General features: G+C 70.6%; 19 protein-coding genes, 1 tRNA gene and 1 pseudogene. 7 read left to right on the top strand and 14 right to left on the bottom strand.

What is annotated here, in order from left to right; all coding sequences use genetic code 11:
- Positions 1–9 precede the first annotated feature (9 nt).
- The 7 genes and pseudogenes from D474_RS0117560 to D474_RS0117525 form a co-directional block, all read right to left on the bottom strand.
- Positions 10–83: transfer RNA gene (locus D474_RS0117560), tRNA-Leu, on the bottom strand.
- Positions 84–242: 159 nt separating this feature from the next.
- A pseudogene (locus tag D474_RS29105) lies at positions 243–1,575 on the bottom strand (NAD(P)/FAD-dependent oxidoreductase).
- 232 nt (positions 1,576–1,807) lie between these two features.
- Complete coding sequence (locus D474_RS0117550; RefSeq protein ID WP_017614843.1) at positions 1,808–2,785, bottom strand: Ppx/GppA phosphatase family protein; 978 nt, start codon at positions 2,783–2,785, stop codon at positions 1,808–1,810.
- Complete coding sequence (locus D474_RS0117545) at positions 2,782–3,360, bottom strand: DUF501 domain-containing protein (protein ID WP_017614842.1); 579 nt, start codon at positions 3,358–3,360, stop codon at positions 2,782–2,784. Before D474_RS0117545 ends, D474_RS0117550 begins: the two co-directional genes overlap by 4 nt.
- Before the next feature lie 62 nt (positions 3,361–3,422).
- Entirely contained in the window at positions 3,423–3,788 is a 366-nt protein-coding gene (locus D474_RS0117540; protein WP_017614841.1) for an FtsB family cell division protein, read from the bottom strand.
- Between the two features lie 183 nt (positions 3,789–3,971).
- Positions 3,972–5,255 carry a phosphopyruvate hydratase gene (eno, locus tag D474_RS0117530; RefSeq protein WP_026118579.1) on the bottom strand — a complete coding sequence of 428 codons (1,284 nt, stop codon included), beginning with the start codon at positions 5,253–5,255 and terminating at the stop codon, positions 3,972–3,974.
- Positions 5,256–5,596: 341 nt separating this feature from the next.
- On the bottom strand, positions 5,597–6,151 hold the full coding sequence (locus D474_RS0117525) for a TetR/AcrR family transcriptional regulator (RefSeq protein WP_017614838.1): 555 nt from the start codon (positions 6,149–6,151) through the stop codon (positions 5,597–5,599).
- 158 nt (positions 6,152–6,309) lie between these two features.
- Between D474_RS0117525 and D474_RS0117520 the strand changes: the two genes are divergently transcribed.
- Together D474_RS0117520 and D474_RS0117515 are read left to right on the top strand one after the other, a co-directional pair.
- Positions 6,310–7,503 carry an FAD-dependent monooxygenase gene (locus tag D474_RS0117520; RefSeq protein ID WP_017614837.1) on the top strand — a complete coding sequence of 398 codons (1,194 nt, stop codon included), beginning with the start codon at positions 6,310–6,312 and terminating at the stop codon, positions 7,501–7,503.
- Between the two features lie 127 nt (positions 7,504–7,630).
- Positions 7,631–9,097 carry an FtsW/RodA/SpoVE family cell cycle protein gene (locus D474_RS0117515; protein ID WP_040703844.1) on the top strand — a complete coding sequence of 489 codons (1,467 nt, stop codon included), beginning with the start codon at positions 7,631–7,633 and terminating at the stop codon, positions 9,095–9,097.
- Here the strand turns inward: D474_RS0117515 and D474_RS0117510 are convergent.
- From D474_RS0117510 to cysC, 3 genes are all read right to left on the bottom strand, one after another.
- Entirely contained in the window at positions 9,081–10,445 is a 1,365-nt protein-coding gene (locus tag D474_RS0117510; RefSeq protein ID WP_017614835.1) for a short-chain fatty acid transporter, read from the bottom strand. The two genes, D474_RS0117515 and D474_RS0117510, sit on opposite strands and share 17 nt — an antisense overlap.
- Before the next feature lie 246 nt (positions 10,446–10,691).
- Positions 10,692–11,399: a MazG family protein gene (locus D474_RS0117505; RefSeq protein WP_026118578.1), complete on the bottom strand. Its 708-nt coding sequence runs from the start codon at positions 11,397–11,399 to the stop codon at positions 10,692–10,694.
- Between the two features lie 65 nt (positions 11,400–11,464).
- Complete coding sequence (cysC, locus tag D474_RS0117500) at positions 11,465–12,985, bottom strand: adenylyl-sulfate kinase (RefSeq protein WP_017614833.1); 1,521 nt, start codon at positions 12,983–12,985, stop codon at positions 11,465–11,467.
- Positions 12,986–13,337: 352 nt separating this feature from the next.
- Between cysC and mfd the strand changes: the two genes are divergently transcribed.
- Positions 13,338–16,937 carry a transcription-repair coupling factor gene (gene mfd / locus D474_RS0117495; RefSeq protein ID WP_017614832.1) on the top strand — a complete coding sequence of 1,200 codons (3,600 nt, stop codon included), beginning with the start codon at positions 13,338–13,340 and terminating at the stop codon, positions 16,935–16,937.
- 248 nt (positions 16,938–17,185) lie between these two features.
- On the opposite strand, the gene D474_RS0117490 is transcribed toward mfd, so the two are convergent.
- A complete protein-coding gene (locus D474_RS0117490; RefSeq protein ID WP_026118576.1) occupies positions 17,186–18,940 on the bottom strand; it encodes a cell division protein PerM in 1,755 nt (584 codons plus the stop codon).
- Between the two features lie 125 nt (positions 18,941–19,065).
- Between D474_RS0117490 and D474_RS0117485 the strand changes: the two genes are divergently transcribed.
- The gene (locus tag D474_RS0117485) at positions 19,066–19,584 is read left to right on the top strand and encodes a DUF1707 SHOCT-like domain-containing protein (protein ID WP_017614830.1); all 519 of its coding nucleotides are present in this window, start codon (positions 19,066–19,068) and stop codon (positions 19,582–19,584) included.
- A gap of 101 nt (positions 19,585–19,685) precedes the next feature.
- Here the strand turns inward: D474_RS0117485 and sucD are convergent, their stop codons facing one another.
- The 3 genes from sucD to D474_RS0117470 form a co-directional block, all read right to left on the bottom strand.
- Complete coding sequence (sucD, locus tag D474_RS0117480; protein WP_017614829.1) at positions 19,686–20,564, bottom strand: succinate--CoA ligase subunit alpha; 879 nt, start codon at positions 20,562–20,564, stop codon at positions 19,686–19,688.
- 12 nt (positions 20,565–20,576) lie between these two features.
- Complete coding sequence (gene sucC, locus D474_RS0117475; protein WP_017614828.1) at positions 20,577–21,758, bottom strand: ADP-forming succinate--CoA ligase subunit beta; 1,182 nt, start codon at positions 21,756–21,758, stop codon at positions 20,577–20,579.
- Between the two features lie 418 nt (positions 21,759–22,176).
- Positions 22,177–22,587 (bottom strand): cobalamin B12-binding domain-containing protein, encoded by a 411-nt coding sequence (locus tag D474_RS0117470; protein WP_026118575.1) that lies wholly within the window; start codon positions 22,585–22,587, stop codon positions 22,177–22,179.
- 148 nt (positions 22,588–22,735) lie between these two features.
- On the opposite strand from D474_RS0117470, the gene D474_RS0117465 reads away from it, so the two are divergent.
- From D474_RS0117465 to D474_RS0117455, 3 genes are read left to right on the top strand one after another with little or no spacing between them, the layout of a single operon-like run.
- Complete coding sequence (locus D474_RS0117465; RefSeq protein ID WP_017614826.1) at positions 22,736–23,122, top strand: hypothetical protein; 387 nt, start codon at positions 22,736–22,738, stop codon at positions 23,120–23,122.
- A 60-nt stretch (positions 23,123–23,182) separates the two neighbouring features.
- Positions 23,183–24,700 carry a DNA-3-methyladenine glycosylase 2 family protein gene (locus tag D474_RS0117460; protein WP_040703835.1) on the top strand — a complete coding sequence of 506 codons (1,518 nt, stop codon included), beginning with the start codon at positions 23,183–23,185 and terminating at the stop codon, positions 24,698–24,700.
- Positions 24,697–25,281 (top strand): methylated-DNA--[protein]-cysteine S-methyltransferase, encoded by a 585-nt coding sequence (locus D474_RS0117455; protein ID WP_017614824.1) that lies wholly within the window; start codon positions 24,697–24,699, stop codon positions 25,279–25,281. Before D474_RS0117460 ends, D474_RS0117455 begins: the two co-directional genes overlap by 4 nt.
- Positions 25,282–25,443 lie beyond the last annotated feature (162 nt).

Raw genomic sequence — 25,443 nt, 5'->3', positions numbered from 1 at the left:
CCGACGCGGTACCCCCGGTCGGATTCGAACCGACACTTGTGACCCTTTTAGGGGGCCTGCCTCTACCGTTGGGCTACGAGGGCGTGCCCATCATACCGGCAGGGAGGATTGCCCACTTTGACGGCGCTTGGCCGGAAGGGGCCACACGAAGGACCGGTCTCCCTCCGGGGAGAGACCGGTCCTTGACGGCTCCGGGGCGCACACGGGCGGTGTTCCCGCGCGTGGCGCCCGGGTACACGGGGTCAGCTGGCGCGGCGCAGAAGGCGACCGTCCTCGACCTGCGGGTGGGCGGCCTCCTCGAACGCCTGGCGGGGCTCTGCCATTTCGGGCAGCGCGGCGATCTCGCGGCGCAGGAACAACCCGAGGGTCCAGTCGGTCAGCACCCGCAGCTTGCGGTTGAAGGTCGGCACGGCCATGAGGTGGTAGCCGCGGTGGGCGTACCAGGCCAGGCGCCCGGTCAGCTTGATCTTGCCGAGCAGCTGGGCGGCCCCCTTGTGCATGCCCAGGCCGGCGACCGCGCCGAGGTTCTTGTGCTCGTAGGCCGTCAGGTCACCGCCACGCAGGGTGGCAATGACGTTGTCGGCCAGCACGGGGGCCATGCGCACGGCGTTCTGGGCGTTGGGCGGGTAGAAACCGCCCTGGCCGTCGGGCACCTGGGCGTTGTCACCACCCGCGAAGACGTTCTCCGCGCCGTTCACGGTCAGGTACTCGCTGGTGTCGAGGTGGCCCTTGGGGCCCAGCGGCAGGTCACTCGCGGAGACGACGGGGCTGGGCTTGACCCCGGCGGTCCACACGAGGGTGCCGGCGTCGAACTCGGTGCCGTCGCTCAGCTTGATGTGCTGGTCGGTGGCCGACTCCAGGAAGGTGTTGAGCCGCACGTCGATGTCGCGGCGGCGCATCTGGTTGAGGGCCTTCTCCCCCACCTCGGGACCGACCTCCGGCAGGATCTTGTCGGCCGCCTCGATCAGGTAGAACTGCACCTCTTCCTGCTCGATGGTCGGGTGCAGGCGCACGGCGTCGCGGACCATGTCCTCGAGCTCGGCGACGGCCTCGGCGCCGGCGAACCCGCCTCCGACGAACACGAAGTTCAGGGCCTTGCGGCGGGCCACGGGGTCGCTGGTGGAGTCGGCGATCGTGAGCTGGTCGAGGACGTGGTTGCGCAGGTGCGCGGCTTCCTCGACCGTCNGAGACGGCACCGGCCGCCATGACCAGGTGGTCGTAGTGCAGCGTCTCGGGCTCGCCCGCGTTGGGCTCGTAACGCACGACGCGGTCCGCGTGGTCGATACGGACCACTCGGCCCCCGAGCACGCGGACCCGGTCGAAGACCTTGCGCAGCGGTACGACCACGTGGCGCGGGGAGATGCTGCCGGCCGCGGCCTCCGGGAGGAAGGGCTGGTAGGTCATGTAGGCGTTGGGGTCGATCACGGTGATCCGGGCCTCGCCCGCACCGAGCTTCTTCTCCAGGCGCCTCGCGGTGTACATCCCGAGGTAGCCGCCACCGACGACGAGGACGTGCGGGATCTCCGCTTCGTCCCCTCCGCCGTGCACCAGCCGGTAGTTCCTGCTCTCGGTCATCGCATATCCGCCCTAACGGTTTCCTCGGTCGCCCGGTCTCGCTTGTGCATTCTTTCACAAGCATCTACCGGCAGAGAAGGTTCACAAGGGATCACCTTTCGACCATCTCCGGACCGCAACTTTTGTTGTTTTCGCAGGTCACAGTAGTTGTGAATGCATTCACAAGGTTCTCTCGGGTGATGCGTCTCACCCGGAGGTCCCTTGCGGTTCCCCCGAAAGACCCTTGTGGGGGTCAGGGAACGAGACTCCAGGCGACCCCGTCGAGGATGTCCTGCTCGCTCGCCGTGAAGTGATCGGCACCCGTGCGCGCCACCACCCGCGACAGCACCAGCGCACCCGCCCCGATGACGTCCACGCGGCCCGGGTGCATGACCCCGATCGCGGCACGCTCATCGTGGGTGGAGCGCAGCAGCTCGCCGGTGATGCGCTCCAGGTCGGCAACCCCGACCCGGGTGTGGTGGATGCGCTCGGAGTCGTACTCGGGCAGGTCGAGGGCGATACCCGCGACCGTGGTCGCCGTTCCGGCCACACACACCACGGAACCGGCCTCGCGCAGCGGAACGGTCTTCTCGACCTCGTCCAACTCGGCGTCGATGTCGGCCGTGGCCGCATCGATCTGCTCCCGGGTCGGCGGGTCGTCGCGCAGATGGCGCTCGGCCATGCGCACGCATCCCACATTCACCGACAGGGATGCACGGATCAGCTCGCCCTGCTCGGGGTCGCCGCCCAGCACGAACTCGGTGGAACCGCCACCGACGTCCACGACCAGGAACGGCGGTGTCGGACCGCCCTCCTGGTCGGCCGCGGCATCGAACTCCGCGGTGGCGCCCACGAAGGACAGCTCCGCCTCGTCCAGGCCGGTGACCACCTCGGGCTCCACACCCAGGATCCCGTGCACGCCCTCCACGAACTCGTCGCGGTTGGAGGCGTCGCGCGTGGCGCTCGTGGCCACCATGCGCACAGCATCCGGGCCCAGCTCGATGCCGTGCGCCCGGATCGCCTCGGCATACCCGCGCAGTGCCGTGAAAGTGCGCTCCAGCGCCTGGGGAGCGAAGGCCCCCGTCTCGTCCACGCCCTCACCCAGGCGCACGATCTCCATGCGCCGGTCGAGGTCGACCACCTCGACCTCGTCACCGTCCATGTGCACGACCTCGGCGATCAGCAACCTGATCGAGTTGGTCCCGCAGTCGATCGCAGCGACGCCGCTCATGAGCCGTTCCCCTCACTGACCTCGGAGGTGTCCTCGTCCACGCACACACACGGGCCCTTGGCCCACCACTCGGAGAGTTCTCCCAGCGCGTCGGCGCCGAAGGGGTTGGAGCCCGGCACCGCCAGTTCGTGCGCGACCAGGGCGTGCAGGCACTTGACCCGCTCGGGCATGCCCCCCGTGCTCTGCATCCCCTCGGGGAGGGGTTCCAGTCCGTCCGCGCTCGCCTGTGCGGAACGCTCGGCGATGTAGGACTCGTGCGCCTCGGTGTAGGCGGCCCGGAGCCCGGGGTCCTCGCCCAGGCGCTCCTGCATGCGCCGCATCACGCCGTCGTTCTCCATGCGCCCGATGGCCGAGGCCGCGCGCGGGCACGTCAGGTAGTACAACGTCGGGAAGGGGGTGCCGTCTTCCAGGCGGGGGGCGGTACGCACCACGTCCGGCAGCCCGCAGGGGCACCGGTGGGCGACCGCGCGCACACCGCGCGGGGGACGGCCGAGCTGGCGTTCGACGGCGGCGACGTCACGGGAGTCGACGGGGCCGTCCTGCGGCGTGGCGGCGGGCTGATCTGCGGAAGTCATGACCGGACCAGCATAGGCCCCGTGACGGACCATGGAGCCCTCAGGGGGATGTCACATCGGCCTCACCCGGAACCGCGCGGGTCGTCGGCCTGCAGCACCGACTCCCACAGCGTGGTGAACCAGGGTTCGTCGGGTTCCTCGTCGTGCTCGGGGCCGGTCTCTGCCTCGGGACGGACCACGATGTAGGCGGTCTCGTCCGGGTACCGGTAGTGCAGGCGGGTGCGGGCCTCGCGTTCGACGTACTCGTCGTCGGAGAGCTCCTCCGACCGCTGCTCCAGGTACGCGACGTTGTCCTCCATGCGCTCGCGTTCCTCCTGGAGCTGGGCGACCTGGGCACGCTGGGCCACGTACTCGCGCAGCGGATAGGCCAGGGTCAGCGCGATGGCGCACACGACCAGGGCGAGGATAGCCGCCCGGCTGGTGAGCATGGGCCGCACCCGCTGCCGGGTGCGGCCCGTGCTCCTGCTCGAGGGTCCCGCCTTGCTGCCGCGCGCCGGGCGTGAAGCGCCGTCCTTGGTGCCCGTTTTGCCCGACCTGCTGGGTTCGGCGGACTTGGCGGTCTTCTTGCCCTTTGCTGGGGGCTGCTTGGATTCGCGGGACACTGGGGCAGACTAGCCGCGTGCGCGGAACCTCGGGAAGGCCGACACGCCCGCGTACACCGCGGCTTCGGCGAGCTCCTCCTCGATGCGCAGCAGCTGGTTGTACTTGGCCACGCGTTCGCTACGGGCCGGGGCGCCGGTCTTGATCTGGCCGGCGTTGGTGGCCACCGCGATGTCGGCGATGGTCGTGTCCTCGGTCTCGCCGGAACGGTGGCTGATCATCGCCGTGTACCCGCTGCGCTGGGCCAGGGACACGGCCTCCAGGGTCTCGGTGAGGGTGCCGATCTGGTTGACCTTCACCAGCAGCGAGTTCCCGGTGTCCGTCTCGATGCCGCGCTGGAGGCGCTCGGGGTTGGTGACGAACAGGTCGTCGCCCACGAGCTGGACCTTGTCACCGAGCTCGGCGGTGAGGGTCTTCCAGCCCTGCCAGTCGTCCTCGTCGAGGGGGTCCTCGATGGAGACCAGCGGGTAGGCCGAGACCAGCTCGGCATAGTAGGCCGCCATGTCCTCGGCCGAACGCTGCTGCCCCTCGAAGGCGTAGACGCCGTCGGAGAACAGCTCCGAGGCGGCCACGTCCAGCGCCAGGGCGATGTCGGTGCCGGGGGTGTAGCCGGCCTTCTCGATGGCCTCGACGATGAGGTCGAGGGCGACGCGGTTGCTGTCGAGGTTCGGGGCGAAGCCGCCCTCGTCACCGACGCCCGTGCCGAGGCCGTGGGCCTTGAGGACCTTCTTCAGGGAGTGGTAGACCTCGGTGCCCCAGCGCAGCGCCTCGGCGAACGTGGGCGCGCCGACCGGGGCGATCATGAACTCCTGGATGTCGACGTTGCTGTCCGCGTGGGCGCCGCCGTTGAGGATGTTCATCATCGGGACCGGGAGCACGTGGGCGTTCGGTCCGCCGATGTAGCGGAACAGCGGGAGCCCGGCCTCGGCGGCCCCCGCCTTGGCCACGGCCAGGGAGGTGCCCAGGATCGAGTTCGCGCCGATGCGCGACTTGTCCCGGGTACCGTCCAGATCGATGAGCGCGCGGTCGATGATGCGCTGCTCGTCGGGGGCGTACCCCAGCAGCTCGTCGGCGATCTCGTCGTTGACGGCCGTGACCGCCTTGGTCACGCCCTTGCCGCCGTAGCGGTCGCCGCCGTCGCGCAGTTCGACGGCCTCGAACTGCCCGGTGGAGGCGCCGCTGGGCACACCCGCGCTCTCCATTGTCCCGTCGTCGAGCAGGACCTCGACCTCGACTGTCGGGTTGCCCCGGGAGTCGAGGATCTCCCGCGCCTGTACTGCCTCGATGGACGCCACGGTCATCTCCGTCTCTTGGTTGCTGCCAGGGCCTGCTCGGCGAACGCCCGGTTACCTGCTGCGCGTCGCCCCAGCGGCACTCATCGGTCAACGGCCATCAAGGCCGACCCCTTGTTCGTCCTTGCGACAGCACCGCTGGATGCTCCCACCCGTCACCCGCCACCGACCCCTCATACGACGCCTGACGGCGCAGTGGTCGGCCGAAGCGACGGAAGGCGTCCACCGAACAGACCCCAGGCCCCTGGGTCGGGGCCCGCCGAAAGCCTAGCGAGGGTCGGCCGGAGGAGTCTCCCCAGGTCTCACTGGACCGACACCGGGGCGCAGGGGGAGGGCGCCTCGGTTCAGTCGGCGTGACCGGGCTCGGTACCGCAGCGCAGCGCGGCCATGGCGATCTGCACGGCGCGGTCGCGGTGCCCGGCGGCCTCGTGCGCGGGGAGCATGACGGCGATGTCCTGGATCCCACCGAGGGCGATGACGGCGCCCATCCTGGCCGGGGTACCCGGTTCCTCGCCGACGAGGAGCGCGTCCAGGCGGCGGCGCACGGACATCACACTCTCGACCAGACCGGACTCCGAGAGCGCGGTGAGGTCGTTGAGCACGGCCAGCATGAGCCCCCTGTGGCGCACGCACAGGTCGAAGTACTCACCCAGCAGCTGTTCTGCACCCACTCCCTCCGAATGGCGTTGCAGCAGGTGCTCCGCCTCGGTGACCAAGGGCTCGACGAGGGCGGCGAGGAGGTCCCGTTTCGAGGGGTAGTGGTAGTACAGCGCGGCCTTGGTGATGCCGAGGCGTTCGGCGATCTCCCGCAAGCTGGTGCGCTCGTACCCCTGTCGGCCGAACAGTTCAACGGCCACGTCGCGGATCTCGGCCTTGGTGTCGCTCTGGGCTCTGGGCACGCGCCGCCCCCTTCCTCGTTCCGGGTCCTCGGCCCGACGAGTCTATAGCCACAACCGTCCGTACGGTAAGTGGCTTGTCGAAAGGTAAGTTACTTGACGCACGACAAGGAGCCCGCCTACTGTGAGGTCTCGTGCGATTGCGAAGGGGTTGAGCGGCCATGACCGCCGTACGCACCGTCCTCGTCTCCGGCGCGAGCATCGCCGGGCCGACCCTCGCCCACTGGCTGCACCGCCGCGGGATCCGGGCCACCGTGGTCGAGAGGGCCCCGGCACCCCGGCCGGGCGGGTACGCCATCGACCTGCGCGGCAAGGCCCTCGACGTGATCGAGCGCATGGGCCACCTGCCCGAGGTCTGCGACCGGGTCACCGAGATGCGCCGCGGAACCGTCGTCGACAGCCGCGGCCGCCGGCGCGCGGGTTTCGACACCGGTCTTCTCTCCGCCGAGGAACGCTCGGTGGAGCTCCTGCGCGGCGACCTGGTGCACATCCTGCACTGTCCCACCACCGAGTACACCGAGTACCTCTACGACGACTCCGTCACCGGGCTCCAGCAGCACGAGGGTGGTGTGCACGTGACCTTCGAGAAGGCCGCCCCACGCACCTTCGACCTGGTGGTGGGCGCCGACGGCCTGCACTCGAACACACGCGGCCTCGCCTTCGGCCCCGAGGAGCCCCTGGCCCGCTTCCTCGGCGCCCACATCAGCATCTTCACCGTCCCCGACCACCTGGGACTCGACCGCGAGGCCCGGCTGTACAACACCCCGGGCAAGCTGGTCGGGGTGTACAGCACGCCCAGGGCAGAGGGGGCCAAGGCGATCTTCGCGCTGCACGCTGCCGACAGGACGGGGCCGGAACGCCGCTCCTCCGGGGAACAGCAGCGCTACCTGCGGAAGGCTTTCACCGGCATCGGGTGGGAGAGCGACCGGCTCCTGCGGGCCATGGCGCACACAGAGGACTTCTACTTCGACTCGATCACCCAGATCCGCATGGACCGGTGGTCGAGCGGGCGGGTCACGCTGCTCGGAGACGCCGGGTACTGCCCTTCCCCGCTGTCCGGGCAGGGCAGCAGCCTGGCGGTGGTCGGGGCCTACGTCCTGGCCGAGGAGCTGGCCCGGCACACGGACGCAGCCCGCGCCCTGGCCGGTTACGAGGCCAGGATGCGCCCCTACGTGCGCGCCAACCAGGACATCGCCGGGAGCGGGATGCGTTTCCTGGCCCCGCGCACCCGGTTCGGCATCGCTTCGCGCGACCTTCTCGTGCGGCTCTCCCCGTTGATGCGGTCGCTGGGCACGTTCACCGGAAAGCTGGGCAGGGCCGCCGAGGCCGTCGACCTGGACGCACCCGCCCCGTGAGCCCGTCACGGCACGCCTGGACCGCATCGTGATCCGGGGCCGCCTATAGTTCCGTGGAAGGACCTTCCCCCCGACGGACCCGACCGCGCCACCGAGAACGGACGCGGCCCACAGGCGGATGGTGGACATGGCTGAGCCTCGGACCGAACCGACCACCGCCGCAGCCGACGGGGCTCTCCCCCCGGTCACCAAGCGGGGCCCGGAACTGCGCCTGCTCGTGGCCGCGGCGGTCTTCGTGTTCCTCACCCTGGGCACCGCCTCCCTCTCGGTCACCGGCGGGATCGACACCTCCCTCCTGGTGCCCGCGTTCGTACTCGTCGGCGCCGCCGTCGCCCTCCACGTGCTGCTGCGGTTCGTCGCCCCCTACGCCGACCCGGTCGTCATGCCGGTGGCCCTGGCACTGACCGGGCTGGGCCTGACCATGATCTGGGTCCTGGAGGTGACCGGCCCCGGCGAGGCCGACGGCACCGAGGCACAGCGGCAGATGCTGTGGGCGGTGGCCGGGATGGCGCTGTGCGGGGCCACCGTCGCGTTCGTGCGGGAACCGCGGCGTCTGAGCCTGTACACCTATCTCCTCGCCGTGGCCGCACTCCTGCTGTTGCTGCTGCCGCTGTCGCCGCTGGGCCACGAGGTGCTGGGAGCGCGCCGCTGGATCCAGGTCGGCGGGTTCACGGTCCAGCCCTCGGAGTTCGCCAAGGTTCTGCTGGTGGTCTTCCTCGCCTCCTACCTGGGGCGGCAGCGCCAGGTCCTGGCAACGGTCTCGCGCACGGTCCGGGTGGGGCGGTTCAAGATCTTCAGCGTGCCCCGCGCCCGTGACCTGGCACCCATGGCGGTGGGTTGGGGCATGGCGATCCTGCTGCTGGTGGGCACCCGGGACCTGGGCACGTCGCTACTGCTGTTCGGAACGTTCCTGGCGGTGCTCTACGCCGCGACCGCCCGCAAGTCGTGGGTGCTGATCGGGCTCGCCGCCTTCTCCGCGGGCGCCTACGCCGCCTACCTGCTCTTCGGGCACGTGCAGAGCCGTGTGGAGATCTGGTTGGATGCCTTCGACCCCGAGGTCTACAACCGGCCCGGCGGCAGTTTCCAGGTCGTGGAGGGCATGTTCGCCCTGGCCGAGGGCGGCATCTTCGGAACCGGGTTCCGCGACGGGTTCGCGCAGGAGATCTTCGCCGCCGACAGCGACCTGATCCTGGTCTCCGTCGGGGAGAAACTCGGGCTGACCGGGCTGATCGCGGTACTGGCGCTGCTGTTCCTCCTCGCGCAGCGGGGGTTCCGCATCGCCCTGGGCGCCAAGGACACCTTCCTCAAGCTCACGGCGTTCGGGTATGCGTTCCTGACCGCCTTCGACGTGTTCATCGTGCTCGGCGGCGCCACACTCATCATCCCGCTGACCGGTATGACCACACCGTTCCTGTCGGCGGGCGGCTCGGCGCTGATGGCCAACTGGGTCATCATCGGCCTGTGGCTGACCATCAGCGAGAGCGCCCGCCGCCCCCAGAGCACCTTCACGGTGGGCACCGCGCCCGACGACCCGGCCACCGAGGTCATCGACGTGCGCNNNCCCCCCCGCCGGCGGCTCAGGCCAGGAAGGTGATGCTCAGCGAGGCCACGAGGATCCCGAACAGCATCACCACCGCCGAGTAGCCCAGGACCTTCCCCGCACGCAGCTTGGTCAGGGCCAGCAGCGGCAGCGCCCAGAACGGTTGGATGCCGTTGGTGAGCTGGTCACCCATCGCAACCGCCGTCACGCCCACGCCCGGGTCGATCCCCAGGGACTCGGTCGCGCCGATGACCACAGGCCCCTGCACGGCCCACTGGCCGCCTCCGGAGGGCACCACCAGGTTGACCAGGGACGCACTGATCAGCGCCCAGAAGGGATAACTGGCCGGTGAGGAGACGTCGATGAACCACTGGGTGATGACCCCCAGCAGCCCCGAGCTCTCCATGATCCCCATGATCCCGGCGTAGAAGGGGAACTGGACGATGACGGCCGCGGCGTTCTTGGCTCCTTCCGCCGCAGCGGCCGAGTACTGGGCGAGCGTGCCGTGCAGGGCCAGGCCGGCGATGAGGAAGGTGAAGTTGAGCAGGTTGATGTCCATGCCCACGATCCCGTCGACGACCAGCGCCGGAACAAGGTGGACCAGCCCGAGTGCGACCACCGCGTAGACCAGCACGCGGCTGTGCATGAGGCGTTGGGCCGGGGAGAGTGCGCGCAGCTGGGTCCGGGTGGGGCGTCCCGCACCGGCCCCACCGGTGCCCGGCCCGTCCTCGTCGTCGCCGGTGCCGCCGATCTCCTCACTGTCCTCGCCCTTGGGGTGCATGCTCATGAGCAACAGAGGCGCACCGACGAGCATCGCCACCAGGAAGACCAGGTTGAAGGGCTGCAGGACGGTCTCGCTGAGGGGGATCAGCCCGATCTCGTCCTCCAGGAAATGCCCGGGCGTGTTGACCAGCAGCGGCGCCGATCCGGAGAGACCGCTGTGCCAGACCATGAGGCCGGTGTAACCACCCGCAGCCAGCAGCGGGAAGTGCACCCTGATCCCGCGTTCCTTGCAGGACCTGGCCACCTCCACGGCCAGGAGCGCACCGGCGATGAGCCCCAGTCCCCAGTGCACGATCCCCAGCAGGGCCGCGCCCAGGGCGGTCACCACGACCGCCGACAGAGGCCCGCGGGCCAGGCCGGCCACGGCCACGATGGCGCGCCGCGCAGGCGGGGACGAGGCCAGTGCATAGCCCGTGACCAGCACGAGCGTCATCTGCATACCGAACTCGAGCAGTCCCCAGAACCCGCCGTACCAGTCACCGACCAGCTCCATCGATGTCCGGTCGGTCAGCAACAGGGCCAGACCGACCACGAGCCCGGTCAGGACGATCGCGAAGACGAAGGCGTCCGGCACCCACCGGGTGCTGAACGCCGCCAGGGCATTGCCGAAACGACGCATGGTGCTCCCCCATGTCCATGGGTCCACCGCCGCCCGGCAGGGACGGTCGCGCCGGAGCGGGGACCCGGCCAACGGAAGCACTGTGTGGCGTGCGACACACACGGGTCAAGAGAGACTTCGAAGACGTGAGGGGTTCTTGAGGTCAGGGCCTGCACGCCTTCCGTCGCTTCGACCGACTACTGCGCCGTCAGGCCGTTCGAGGGTCGTTGGCGAGTGACGGGGGGGCTGGGCGTCGCCAAGCAGGCCCTAGTCGCCGGTCAGAGCCCAGTAGGAGCGCCACTGCTCCTCGCTCAGCTCGCGCGGCACATGGCCGTCAGCGCGCGCCGCCGCCTCGGTCTCCCGCACACGCGCGTCGAACCTACGGGCAGCCGNCGCCCGCTCGTCGGCGACCGCCGCGAACAGGCCCCCGCCCGCGTCACCGTCGTCGCCCACCAGGTCGGACGGGACGCCGTTGCGCACCGCACGCCGCTGGATCTCGTCGGCCAGCATCACCGCCGGCTGGGCGAACGGCACCCCGTCCAGCACGGAGGTCGGGCCTCCCCCGTTCACTTTCGCCTTGGCCGCACGCTCGGCCGCCTTGATGCTCTCCCAGTTGGCTTTGACCGCGTCGGGGTCGGAGGCGTCGACGTCGCCGAACACGTGCGGGTGGCGGCGGGTCATCTTGTCGACGATCGCGTCGGCCACGTCGTCCACGGTGAACCGGCCCGGATCGTCCTCGGCCCGCTCGGACGCCACCGCGGAGTGGAAGACCACCTGGAGCAACACGTCGCCGAGCTCCTCGGAGAGGGTCGCGTAGTCACCCTCCTCGATGGTCTCCACCGCCTCGTATGCCTCCTGCACCAGGTACTTGGCCAGGGACTCGTGCGTCTGCTCGCGGTCCCAGGGGCACTCGCGACGCAGGGTGTCCATGACCTCGACCAGGCGAAGCACCCGGTGTCCTGGGCGCTCGTCCATGGGGGTGTCCTTCCTCGTGTCGTCCCCGGCCTGCTGCTCGGTACCGCTGTCCGCCCGCGTTCCGCTCACTGCGGCAACCACCCGCCCTCGCGCAGGGCCGCCAGGACCTCGGCCACGGACTCGGCGGGGTCAGTGCCGGTGGTGTCGACGACCAGGGCGGGGTCGACCGGTTCCTCGTACGGGTCGGAGATCCCGGTGAACTCGGGGATCTCGCCCGCGCGAGCCTTGGCGTACAGGCCCTTTCGGTCGCGCTCCTCGCACACCTCCAGCGGGGTGGCCACGTGCACGAGGAAGAAGTCGCCGAACTCCTCGACCATCGCCTGCACCTCGCGGCGGCCCGCCTCGTAGGGGGCGATGGGCGCGCACACCGCCACCCCGCCGTGCCGGGTGATCTCCGAGGCCACGTAACCGATGCGGCGGATGTTCAGTTCGCGGTCCTCACGGGAGAAGGTCAGCCCCTTCGACAACAACCGCCGCACCACGTCGCCGTCGAGCAGGGTCACGGTGCGGCCCGAACGCCGGATCCCGTCGCAGACCCCGCGCGCGATCGTGGACTTGCCCGAGCCGGACAGCCCCGACAGCAGCACCGTCAGACCCCGGCGGGTGCGGGCCGGGCGCAGCCGGGCCATCTCGGCGGCCACCCGCGCGGGTGTGAACCAGGCCGGGAGCTCGCGCCCGTGCGCGAGCTCGGCCTCGACCTCGTCGTCGGTGAATTCGTCGCGGCCTGTGGCCTCGGGCACCTTCTCGGCCGGCGACCACAGCTGGCTGTCCTCGTCGAAGCGCCAGGGCCCGGGATCGACGTACTCGGCACCGCCCTCTGCCGCCTCGGGCGCGCTGCCGCCCTCGACCATCACGTGCGTGGCCCCGTACGCACCGGCCACGTGCGCGGCAAGGCCGGTCTGGCGCGGGGTCCAGCGGCCGCCGAACCCGGTGCCGGAGCGGTCGCGGGGCAGGGTGAGGGCCACGAAGGTCGTACGGGCCGGGAGAAGGGGCTCGGCGGCCAGCACCGCGCTCGCCATGTTCCCGTCCGTCAGCCCGGTGTCGACCAGGACCAGTACCTCGGCGCGGCCCAGTTCCTCGGCGCACTCGCGGATCTGGTGCAGCGCCCTGTGGTGCAGCGGGCGGTCTGTCACCACCGCGAGCAGAGGACGGTCGGCGAAGGGCCCGGCCTCGTGCTGTCCGCGCACCTCGGCGGGTGTCAGGCGCAGCTCGCGCAGAACCCCGTACATGGGCGGGCGCACGAGCTCGACCTCGCCGGCCGCGTGCAGGGTTCCGGCACCGCCACGCCAGTACTCGGAGACCCGCAGCTCGGCCAGGGGCGCGCCCTCGGGGTCGGTCAGGGTCACACGATCGGCACCGGACAGGGACTCGGGAACCTCCAGAGTGACCGGAACCGGCCACACCCGCCCGTCGGGCAGGCGGCCCTCGCGCTCGACCGAGGCGCTCTCGTCACCGGTCATGAACCCGGAGAGCGGACACGCACCGCTCAGGACGAGTTCCAGGTGCGCGAGGGCCTCCGGACCGGGGGCCAGGCTGGGAACGTCGACCCCATCCGTGTCCTCGGGCGACCTGTCCTCTCTCACCACGTGTTTCCTCTCCGACCGGCTCGACGTGAACGGCCCCAAGCGTATGACGCCGCCCCCGAGGCCGTGGCCCTTGCATCGCCCGGAGCGGAATACCCGCAGCTCACCGGCGGTTCTGTTCAGAGTGGGACCGCGGGCCGTGCCCGCAGCCCCGCCGGGACCGCCGAAAACACGAGGCCGACCGCTCCCGGACCGCTCCGGCGCCGTTGTCCACAGGGCCGCCGCGCCGAGGAGCCGATCCGGATAAGCTGGAAGGAGCCGGGCGGCCTCCACGCACATCTCTCGCAGCCGTCTCGTTCCTCGGGCCGCGATCATCCACCGCCCGTCAGCCGGACCACTCCCACTTTCTGGTGCTATGAGCCTCTTTGGACTTCTCGCCGACGTCGTCAAGGACCCGGCGCTGCACAGCGCGATCGAGACCGCCCGACGGGGCGACGATCCCCATCTCGACCTCGTCGCCCCCTCGGCGCTGCGGCCGTTCATGGTCGGGTCGCTGGCCGCCGACGCCCCCGAGGGCGCCGGCCGGCCACTGCTGGCCGTGACCGCCACCGAGCGGGAGGCCTCCGACCTCACCGACGCGCTCGGTTCCCTCCTTCCCGAGCACTCCGTCGCGCTCTTCCCCGCCTGGGAGACCCTCCCCCACGAGCGCCTCTCGCCCCGCTCCGACACCGTCGGCCAGCGCCTGGCGGTCCTGCGCCGCCTGGCCCACCCCGACCCGGACGACCCCCTCACCGCGCCCCTGCGCGTGGTCGTCGCGCCCGTCCGCAGCGTCCTGCAGCCTCTCGTGGGCGGCCTCGGCGACCTCGAGCCCGTACGGGTCCGCCCCGGCGACGAACGACCCATGGAGGAGGTCGTCGACTCTCTCGCCGACGCCGGGTACTCCCGCGTCGACCTGGTGGAGAAGCGCGGCGACATGGCCGTGCGCGGCGGCATCCTCGATGTCTTCCCACCCACCGAGGAACACCCGCTCCGCATGGAGTTCTGGGGCGACACCGTCGAGGAGATCCGCTACTTCCAGGTCGCCGACCAGCGCTCCATCAACCCCGGTTCCGACGGCACCGGCGACGCCGCCTCCGGCCTGTTCGCCCCGCCCTGCCGCGAACTCCTGCTCACCGACACCGTGCGCTCGCGAGCCCGCGACCTGGCCGAGCAGCACCCCTCCCTGGCCGAGGTCCTGAACAAGATCGCCGACGGGATCGCGGTCGAGGGCATGGAGGCCTTCGCGCCCGTGCTCGCCGAGCGCATGGAACCCCTGCTGTCGTACCTGCCCGGCAACGCGATGGTGGTGGGCTGCGACCCCGAACGCATCCGCACCCGCGCCCTCGAGCTCGAGGCCACCAGCGCCGAGTTCCTCGACGCCTCGTGGATCAACGCCGCATCCGGCGGTGAGGCCCCCATCGACCTGGGCGGGTCGGCGTACATGTCCATCTCCGAGCTGCGCGGTATCGCCACGGAGGCCGGACTGCCCTGGTGGGGGCTCACACCCTTCAGCGCCGGCGACGGCACCGCTCCCGGCGAGGAGGACGACGCCGTGACCGTCGGAGCCGTGGCCGCCGACTCCTACCGCGGCGACACCGAACGCGCCCTGGCCGACATCAAGGGCTGGCTGCACGACAACTGGAGCGTCGTGCTCGTCACCCAGGGACACGGGCCGGCCGAACGCTTCGTGTCCATGCTGCGCGACGCCGGGCTGGGCGCCCAGCACACCGACGACCTCACCGAACCTCCGCGCGGGGCCGTCGCGACCGTCACCACCGGGCTCGTGGACCACGGGTTCCTGCTGCGTTCGGTGCACACGGCCGTACTCACCGAGACCGATCTGGCCGGGCAGAAGTCCTCGACCCGCGACATGCGCCGCATGCCCAGCCGGCGCAAGGGCACCGTCGACCCGCTCCAGCTCAAGCCCGGCGACCACGTCGTGCACGAACAGCACGGAGTGGGCCGCTACCTGGAGATGGTCAGCCGCCAGATCCAGGGAGCAACCCGCGAGTACCTGCTCATCGAGTACGCGCCCTCCAAGCGCGGCCAACCCGGCGACCGCCTCTTCGTGCCCACCGAACAGCTCGGCGAGGTCACCCGCTACGTCGGCGGTGAGGCGCCCACGTTGTCCAAGATGGGCGGCGCCGAGTGGAACAAGGCCAAGAGCCGCGCCCGCAAGGTCGTGCGCGAGATCGCCGGCGACCTCATCCGCCTCTACTCCGCACGCCAGGCCTCGCCCGGGCACGCCTTCGGCCCCGACACCCCCTGGCAGCACGAGCTCGAGGACGCCTTCCCGTACGTGGAGACCCCCGACCAGCTCGCCGCCATCGAAGAGGTCAAGAACGACATGGGCAAGTCCGTGCCCATGGACCGCCTCATCTGTGGCGACGTCGGTTACGGCAAGACCGAGGTGGCCGTGCGTGCCGCCTTCAAGGCCGTGCAGGACGGCAAGCAGGTCGCGGTGCTGGTCCCCACCACCCTGCTGGTGCAGCAACACATGTCGACCTTCGCGGAGCGGTACGCCTCGTTCCCCGTCAACGTCAAGCCGCTCTCGCGCTTCCAGACCGAGGGCGAGGTCGAGGCCACCCGCGAGGGGCTGCGCACCGGCGAGGTCGACATCGTCATCGGCACCCACCGGCTGCTGTCCTCCGAGACCCGGTTCAAGGAACTCGGCCTGGTCATCATCGACGAGGAGCAGCGCTTCGGCGTCGAGCACAAGGAGGCCCTCAAGCGGCTGCGCACCCAGGTCGACGTGCTCGCCATGTCGGCCACGCCCATCCCCCGCACCCTGGAGATGGGCATGACCGGCATCCGCGAGATGACCACGATCCTCACCCCGCCCGAGGAACGCCACCCCGTCCTGACCTTCGTCGGCCCCTACGAGGACAAGCAGATCGCCGCCGCGATCCGGCGCGAACTCATGCGCGAGGGCCAGGTCTTCTTCGTGCACAACCGGGTCTCCTCCATCGAGAAGGCCACGGCGGCGCTGCGCAGGCTCGTGCCCGAGGCACGCATCGCCTACGCCCACGGCCAGATGAACGAGCAACAGCTCGAGAAGGTCATGGTCGACTTCTGGGAGAAGAGCTACGACGTGCTGGTCTCCACCACGATCGTGGAGTCCGGGCTCGACGTGCCCAACGCCAACACCCTCATCATCGACCGCGCCGACACCTACGGGCTTTCCCAGCTCCACCAGCTGCGCGGGCGTGTGGGGCGCGGGCGCGAGCGTGCCTACGCCTACTTCCTCTACCCGCCCGAGCGCCCGCTCTCGGAGACCGCCTACGAGCGGCTCGCGACGGTCGCCCAGCACACCGAGACGGGCGCGGGCATGTACGTGGCCATGAAGGACCTGGAGATCCGCGGCGCCGGCAACATCCTGGGCGCCGAGCAGTCCGGGACCATCGCGGGTGTGGGCTTCGACCTGTACGTGCGCATGGTCAGCGAGGCCGTCGCCGAGCTCAAGGGCGACCCGGCCGCCGCCGAGGAGGCGGGCGAGGCCAAGGTCGAGCTGCCCGTCAACGCGCACATCCCGCACGACTACGTACCCGGGGAGCGGCTACGGCTGCAGTCGTACAAGCGGATTGCGAGCGTGGCCGGCGAGGACGACATCCGCTCCGCCTACGAGGAGCTCAACGACCGGTACGGCACCCCGCCCCAGCCCGTCGACAACCTCATGGCGGTCGCGCGCTTCCGGGTCCTGGCCACCGCGGCGGGGCTGAGCGACGTGACTCTGCAGGGAAACCAGATCCGGTTCTCGGGCCCGGCCGTCGCCGACCTGCGGGAATCGCAGGAGCTGCGGCTGCGGCGCATGTACCCGAAGACGGTCGTGAAGGAGGCCACGAAGACACTCCTGGTGCCCGTGCCCAAGGCCGGGGGGATCGGCGGCAAACCACTGCGCGACCTGGAGCTGTTGAAGTGGTGCACGGACTTCGTGTCCGCGATCTTCGAGCCGGACCTGAAGGCGCCCCAGGCGTAGGGGTGCGGGCGGGTGCCCGGGCGCCCGCCCGGTTTCCGCTTCCGCGCCACTGCGAACGCGCAGCGGGAGCCTGAACCGTGCGGGTGTGCCCACCGAGAAAGCGTCCGCCCGGCACCCCCGCGTGCACTCGGCGGCGGAGCGCAAACACCGGCGAGGGCCGACCGGCAGGCGGAGATCCGCCCTCAGCGGGCGCGTGCCCCGTACCGGCTGCCCGTCCACAGGCCCCGCACGACCCCCGCCGAGGTGGGTCACTCCTTCGGCTGGTCCCCGGCCTCGTAGGTGATACCGAACAGCTCGTCGCCCTCGCCGTCGTCCTCGGTGGGACGGCGCCGCCACCAACGCTCACCCTGCGCACGCCGCTCGGCCTTGTCCGATCTGCGCTGGGCGCGGATCTCACCGCGCGAGGGCCGCTCCGCCTTCTCCGCCCTGCGGTGGGCCCGCAGCTCCTCCCGCGCCTCCCGGCGTGCGGCGCGCTCGGCGGCCCGGTCGCTGCGGTACACGTCGCGATTGCGGCGCCGGGCCTCGCGGCGCTCCTGTGTGGAGGACTCCGGCGGGGCCTCGGGGGCATCCTCAGGGGCGGCCTCGGTGGTGCGGACACTCGCGGTCTCCTGCCGGGCCCCCTCGTCCTCCTCGCGCGGTCGCAGCGCCGTCACCGTCGCAAGACCTTCGCCCTTCGGAACCGACAGCGAGGTCTCGGCGACCGCCAGCCCACCGGCCTGCGAAGGCCCGGAGGGCCCGGACGGTTCGGGCGCCCTGCTTCCGCGCGCGGTCTCACGCGCACGCGGCGATCCCGGCTCGCCCCCGGCCAGTCGGAGCTTGCGGCTGTACCACCAGTTCGCGATCCAGGCCGCCACCGCAGCAGCCACACCGACCTCCAGCGCAGCCACCAGCCCGACCTGCCAGGCCGACGGTCCCACCTCGGCCAACCGGACCGCGCCCAGGGATCCCCCGGTGACCAGCGCGAACGCCGCCACCGTGATCCCCGTGGTGATTCCGCAGACGAACCCCCAAAGCGGTGCCGCCTCGCTCACCACGTCCGGGGCGCTGCGCTGGGTCAGTACCCCGCCCAACGCCCCGGCGATGAACGGCACCGCCAACGCCCCCAACGACAGCACCGGCGCCGGACCGTTCTCAGGCAGCGCCGCGAGCATCGGGAACAGCGGCAGCGGCCCCACCGACACCCCCGTGGGCGCCACGACCGTCATCTCCCCCAACGCGAAACCCGGCCCCAGCGCGTAACAGACCGCGTACACGATCGCGTTCGGCAGGTACGCCAGCTGCACGATCACCAGCAGCACCCCGCCCACGATCCCCGGACCGAGCGCACGCGTGGTGTCGATCACCTCGGGCAGGCTCACGGCCATCGCGGTCAGAAACAGCAGGACCCCGCCGAGCGCCAGAGTTCCGGTCGACGCCAGCGCCCCCACCAAGAGCGAGCGCGCACGCGGCGGCATCAAGTCCAGCAGCGCGCCCACACCGACCTGCTTGTCGCGCATCAGCTGGCGCAGCACCCCGAGCCCACCCGCGACGAACGCGATCGAGAAGCCCATGACGAGCGCCCACAGCATGTTCGGCTCCACGGCCTCAGTACGCGCCAACAGCGCCAGCGTGCCCGCGATCGCCGCGTACGGCCCCGCGATGGCCACGGCAGCCCGGTGCACGTGGCGCAGACGCGCGATCTCGCAGTTGCGGGCCAGCCACCGTCCCGACCGGTACAGCAGGATCCCGGGAAGCAGCACCAACCCCAGGGGGAGCAGAGAGATCTGCGCGCCCTCGGTCCCGAACGGCACGAGGTGGCCCACCAGCCACGCCAGGACCGCCCCCTGCAGCAGCTCGGCGATCTCGTCGGCGAAGGCGTCGTGGGGAGCGGCCACCCATCCGGCGATGGTCAGGGTGACGAGCGCGGCGAGCCCGATGCCCGCGGCGGAGGCGGCGGCCACACCGCCGGTGGAGTAGACGGGACGGGGAAGTTCGGCGTCGGGGGGAGATCCTGGCTTACTCACCCGACTTATGCTGCCAGGCACCGGAATGCGCCAGGGCCTCCTCGGCTCGCGTGTCGTGCCCGTGGGAACCCCGCGCACAGCGGGTACGTCACAGGCAGGAGCGTCGCCCCCCGAAAGGCTCGGCCATGAGCGACCTGCATTACCGCATCTCGGACTCCGAACGCGACGAGGCGCTCGGGCACCTGCGCACGGCCCTGGAGGAGGGGCGGCTCTCCGTGGACGAACACGGCGAACGCACGCACCGGGCCCTGAGCGCCCGCACCAACGACGACCTGCGCCCGGTCTTCGACGATCTCCCCCAGCAGCTGTGGCCGAGCTCGGTCGCACCGCCCCCGGTCGCCACAGCAGCACCGTCGGCCACACCCGCCGCACCACCCGCACGGGAGACCGACGAGCCCGGGAAGGCCGAGCGCTCCGACGAGGACGACGGGGCCGAGGAGAGCTGCCGCGGCGACATGAACCTCGCCTCGGCGTTCGGGGGCGTCGGCTTCCTCCTCCTCGTGTGGGGCCTGCCCGCGTTCTTCGCCGGCAGCACCCCGTCGGTCCTGGTCTTCCTCGCGGTCGTCGGGGTGATGGTGCTGATCCCGCTGACCTCACACCTGCGCTCACAACGCGAACGCAACCGGCGCATCGAGGGCTCCTGACACGGTCCCTGCACGACCACCCCTGACACAGCGAAGGCCCCGCCGCACCGACCACGGGGATCGGGCGACGGGGCCGCAGGCACCCAGCTGCCGAACAGTTCCTAGAACTGGTCGCGCACCAGCTGGGCCGCCTCGCTCGGGGTCTTGCCGACCTTCACGCCGACGGCCTCCAGGGCCTCCTTCTTGGCGGAGGCCGTGCCGGAGGAGCCGGAGACGATGGCGCCGGCGTGGCCCATGGTCTTGCCCTCCGGGGCGGTGAAGCCCGCGACGTAACCGACCACCGGCTTGGTCACGTTGTCCTTGATGAAGTCGGCCGCACGCTCCTCGGCGTCGCCGCCGATCTCACCGATCATGACGATGACGTCGGTGTCGGGGTCGTCCTGGAACGCCTTCAGCGCGTCGATGTGGGTGGTGCCGATGATCGGGTCACCACCGATGCCGACGGCGGAGGAGAAGCCGATATCACGCAGCTCGTACATCATCTGGTAGGTCAGGGTGCCGGACTTGGACACCAGACCGATGCGGCCGGGCTTGGTGATGTTGGCCGGGATGATTCCGGCGTTGGACTCGCCGGGCGTGATCAGGCCGGGGCAGTTCGGGCCGACGATCCGGGTCTTGTTGCCCTTGGAACCGGCGTAGGCCCAGAACGCGGCGGTGTCGTGCACCGGGATGCCCTCGGTGATGACGACGGCCAAACCGATCTCGGCGTCGATCGCCTCGATGACGGCGCTCTTGGTGAACTTCGGCGGAACGAAGATCACGGTCACGTCGGCGCCGGTGGCCTCCATGCCCTCGGCGACGGAGCCGAAGACCGGCACCTCGGAACCGTCGAAGTCGACGTTGGTGCCCGCCTTGCGCGGGTTCACGCCACCGACGATGTTGGTCCCGGAGGCCAGCATGCGGCGGGTGTGCTTGGTGCCCTCAGAGCCGGTCATGCCCTGGACCAGCACCTTGCTGTCCTTGTTCAGGAAGATAGCCATGGTTCTTGTCCCCTACTTCGCCGCGAGCTCGGCGGCCTGAGCGGCGGCGCCGTCCATCGTGTCGACCTGTCGCACGGCCGGGTGGGCCCGCTCGGTCAGGATCTCGCGACCCAGCTCGGCGTTGTTGCCGTCGAGACGGACGACCAGCGGCTTGCTGACGTCGTCGCCGCGCTCCTCGAGCATCTCCAGCGCCTGGACGATGCCGTTCGCGACGGCGTCGCAGGCGGTGATGCCGCCGAAGACGTTGACGAAGACGCTCTTGACGTCGGTGTCGCCGAGAATGATCTCGAGACCGTTGGCCATCACCTCGGCGGAGGCACCGCCACCGATGTCGAGGAAGTTGGCGGGCTTGGCGCCGCCGTGGCTCTCCCCGGCGTAGGCGACCACGTCCAGGGTGGACATGACCAGGCCCGCGCCGTTGCCGATGATGCCGACCTGACCGTCGAGCTTGACGTAGTTCAGGCCCTTGGCCTTGGCCTCGACCTCGAGGGGGTCGCCCTCTTCCTCGGCGGCGAGGCTCTCCAGGTCCTGGCGGAACTCGGCGTTCTCGTCCAGGGAGACCTTGCCGTCGAGGGCGACGACGCGGCCGTCCTTGGTCAGGATGAGCGGGTTGACCTCGGCGAGGGTGGCGTCCTTGCCGACGAAGGCGTCCCACAGCTTGGAGACGACCTCGACAGCGCCCTGGGCCGCGGCCTCGGGCAGCTTGCCGGACTCGACGATCTCCGCGGCCACGTCGGCCGGAGCGCCCTTGAGCGCGTCGATCGAGATCTTGGCGACCGCGTCGGGGTTGGTCTCGGCGACCTCCTCGATCTCCACGCCGCCCTCGGCGGAGCAGATGGAGAGGAAGGTGCGGTTGGCGCGGTCGAGCAGGAAGGAGAAGTAGTACTCCTCCTCGATCTCGGAGGCCTCTTCGACGAGGACACGGTGGACCGTGTGGCCCTTGATGTCCATCCCGAGGATCTGCTCGGCCTTGGCCTGGGCGTCCTCGGCGTCGTCGGCGACCTTCACACCGCCGGCCTTGCCGCGGCCACCGGTCTTGACCTGCGCCTTGACGACGACGCGGGTCTTGCCGGCGGCGGCGAACTCCTCAGCGATGGCACGTGCCTCAGCGGCCGTGCTCGCCACCTTCCCCTGGGGTACGGGAACCCCGTACTCTGCGAAGAGTTCCTTCGCCTGGTATTCGAACAGGTCCACGAGGGTCCGTCCTTGTTGCTCGCTGGCTCAGAATGTCTACGGGGGTGGCCTCGTCCGGATCGGCTGTGACCCACTGACACGTGTCACACGACGCCTGCCCCGCAGGGCTGAGCCGTTTACAGAAGATCGAGATCGCCGCGGCGTAGCCACCCGCGACATGCGCAAAGCTTAGTCGCCGGGGAAAACCGGGGCGGACACCGGGGCCGCCCCGGGCCCTCCTTCACACACCGCAAACGCCGCTCATGCGGCGTTGACGGAGTTCCCGCCTGGGAAAATCTGTGATGAGAACCACTGGCGATCACAGGCCTCCGGAGCACTTCTCCCGCTCCGGAGACGACCCGGATGCGATCCACCTCACTGCCGGCAACCGATGAGAACAGGCCGCGCCACGAAGGCCCGCGGCGCCGCACCGAACCCCTCAGGCGGCGTGGATGGGACGGATGTTCTCCTTCACCCACGCGGCGATGTCGGCGGTGGGCGCGCCGGGCGTGAACACCTTCGCCACCCCCAGGTTCTCGAGGCGTTCGATGTCCTCCTCCGGGATGATGCCGCCACCGAAGACCAGGATGTCCGTGGCGTCGTTCTCCTCCAGCAACTCCATGACCCGCCCGAACATCGTCATGTGCGCACCGGAGAGCACCGACAGACCGATCCCGTCGGCGTCCTCCTGCAGGGCCGCGGCCACGATCATCTCCGGAGTCTGGCGCAACCCCGTGTAGATCACCTCGATCCCGGCGTCACGCAGGACACGGGCCACGACCTTGACCCCGCGGTCGTGGCCGTCCAGACCCGGTTTGGCGACAACCACTCGTGCGGCGCTCTCGACCATGGCAAACCCCTCAACGACGGTCCCCCCGTGCGCCCGGCCCTCCTTGTGGGAGGCATGTTCCGAAACCCGGGAGGAGTTGGCGAACACGTGTGCAGGGTAACTCAGGTCACCCGAGTGCGATCGGGGCAGGGACGGGTATCGTCCGACCATGGGAGACACCGAATTCGACCACATCAGCACCGAGAAGCTGCACGAGGACGCGGTGGAACTGGCTCGGCGCCGATGGGACGTACGTTTCTTCTGGAGGGTCCTGAGGATGCTGCCGGCCGCAGAGGCCGCGGCCGGCCAACAGGAGGCGAGCGAGGCCAGCGTCGGCCAGCTCTCAGGGCTCCTCTACGAGGCGTTCTCCGCCGAGACCGACCCCAAGGTGCAGGAGGCCCTGCGGCCGGTCTACATCTCCTATCTGCGCGACCATGGTGAACTGCCCGAACCCGGCGCGGAGGGCAGCACGACGGAGAACGGTGCCACGGCCCCGGGCCCCGAAGGCCGGGATCAGGGGGCCGAAGAGCCCCCGGAGAACCGCCCCGAGCAGTGACCGTGCCCGCCGAGCACGATGGCCGAAAACCGCCGGTCCTGCTCTCCCCCATCGGTGATCATGGGGAACGTGCTCGACGACGACCAGCGCTACCGCGCCGTACACAGCCGCGACCCCCGCTTCGACGGGGTCTTCTACACGGCCGTGCGCACCACCGGGATCTACTGCCGGCCCAGCTGCCCGGCCCGCACCCCGCAGCGTGAGAACACCCGGTTCTATCCGACCGCCGCGGCCGCGCAGGAGGCCGGGTTCCGGGCCTGCAAACGCTGCCGCCCCGACCTGGCCCCCGGATCACCGGAGTGGAACGGCCGGGCCGACCTCGTCGGGCGCGCGATGCGCCTGATCCAGGACGGCGCCGTCGACCGCACCGGTGTCGACGGGCTCGCCCACGGCCTCGGGTACAGCCCCCGGCAGCTGCGCCGGCTCCTCACCACGGAGGTCGGGGCCGGGCCGGTCGCGCTGGCGCGCAGCGAACGCGCCCAGACCGCGCGGATCCTCACCGAGACCACCGACATGCCCCTGACCGACGTGGCCTTCGCTGCCGGGTTCGGCAGCGCCCGCCAGTTCAACGAGACGATGCAGGCGATCCACGGACACTCCCCCACCCAACTGCGGGAACGCAGCCGGGCCCGGCCCGGGGAACACGGAGTTCCGGGCACCATCACGCTGCGCCTGCCCTACCGCGAACCCGTCGACCTCGACGCGATGCTGGGGTTCCTCGGCGACCGCGCGGTGGCCGGGGTCGAGGCTCACGACGGCCACACCTATCGGCGTGTACTACGGCTGCCGGGCGGACCCGGGACCGTCGAACTCTCCCCCGGCCCGGACGGCCCGTACGTGCTGTGCCGTCTGCGGCTGACCGACCCCGCTGACCTGACCGCCGCTGTGCAACGCTGCCGTCGGATGCTGGACCTGGATGCCGACCCGGCGGCCGTGGCAGAGGCCCTGGGCGACGACCCGCTCCTGGGCGGGGTCGTGCACCGGCACCGCGGGATCCGGTCGCCCGGCCACGTCGACCCCGCCGAGTTGGCGATCCGTGCGGTGCTCGGCCAGCAGGTCTCTGTGAAGGCCGCACGGACCCTCGCCGGACGGTTGGCCGAGCGCTTCGGGGATCCATTGCCGGAAGGGCTCCAGGACGCACCGATGGCCGGCCTGAACAGGGTGTTCCCGTCGCCGGAGACGCTCGCCGAGGCCGACCCGGCCGACCTGGGCCTGACTCTCTCCCGGGGCCGCGCCCTCGTCGGCCTGGCCCAGGCGATGGCCACCCAAGACGTGGACCTGGGGCCCGGAGCCGACCGGGAGTCCGCCGAAAACGACCTGGTCCGGCTGTACGGGGTCGGCCCCTGGACCGCCGGATACATCCGGATGCGCGGCCTGGGCGACCCCGACGTGTTCCTGTCCGGGGACCTGGGCGTGCGGTCGGGACTTCAAGCGCTGGGCGCACCCGGTCCACCCCGGGAAGCCGCAGCGCTCGCCACCCGTTGGAGCCCGTGGCGCTCCTACACCACCCATCTGCTCTGGGCTCGCCTCAGCGACGGAGAGCCCACCGAACCGACCGACACCGGGAGTCGAGGATGACCGTCCAACAGGACATGCTGCCCCTCGAAGCAACGGACGAGGGCCTTCGTCCCCGGCGTGCACCCGCACTGGAGTTCCGCACACCGTTGGAGGGGCCGACCCGCTACACGCTCATGGACTCACCGATCGGCGAGCTCACCCTCACCGGGGACGGAGAGGCACTCACCGGGATCCACACCCGCGGCAAGGACGACACCGGCTTCGCCCCGGGTGAAGGGTGGGTGCGCGACGACGCCCCGTTCGCCGAGGCGGTGCGGCAACTGCGCTCCTACTTCGAGGGACAGTTGCGCGACTTCGAACTCGCGCTGGCACCGACGGGTACGCAGTGGCAGCTGACCGTGTGGTGTGCCCTGACGACCGTGCCCTACGGCCGCACTGCGAGCTACGGGGAACTCGCCCGAGACCTCGACCGACCGGGGGCCTCCCGCGCATTGGGCACCGCCAACGGACGCAACCCGATCAGCATCGTCGTGCCCTGCCACCGGGTCATCGGCGCCGACGGGACCTTGACCGGGTACGCAGGCGGGGTCTGGCGCAAGAAACACCTGCTGGCTCTGGAGGCCGGCACCCTGCACGGATGAGCGGGCCTCTGCAGGCACAACCACGGGTCCTGATCGGATCAGGAGGCAGGGGGCGGATCTCCCGAACAGGGGGTTCGACCTTCCTGCGTAGGGGGTGATTGCACGCGCAGACAGGTTTTCACGTGTTCACAAGTGCAGACACAAAAAAGAGGGGCCCCGCAA

Origin of the sequence: Nocardiopsis salina YIM 90010 (genome assembly GCF_000341025.1) — a bacterium.
Classification (GTDB): Bacteria; Actinomycetota; Actinomycetes; order Streptosporangiales; family Streptosporangiaceae; genus Nocardiopsis; species Nocardiopsis salina.
Note: the sequence above shows the minus strand (reverse complement) of the source record. Positions and strands in the feature narration are given on the sequence as shown.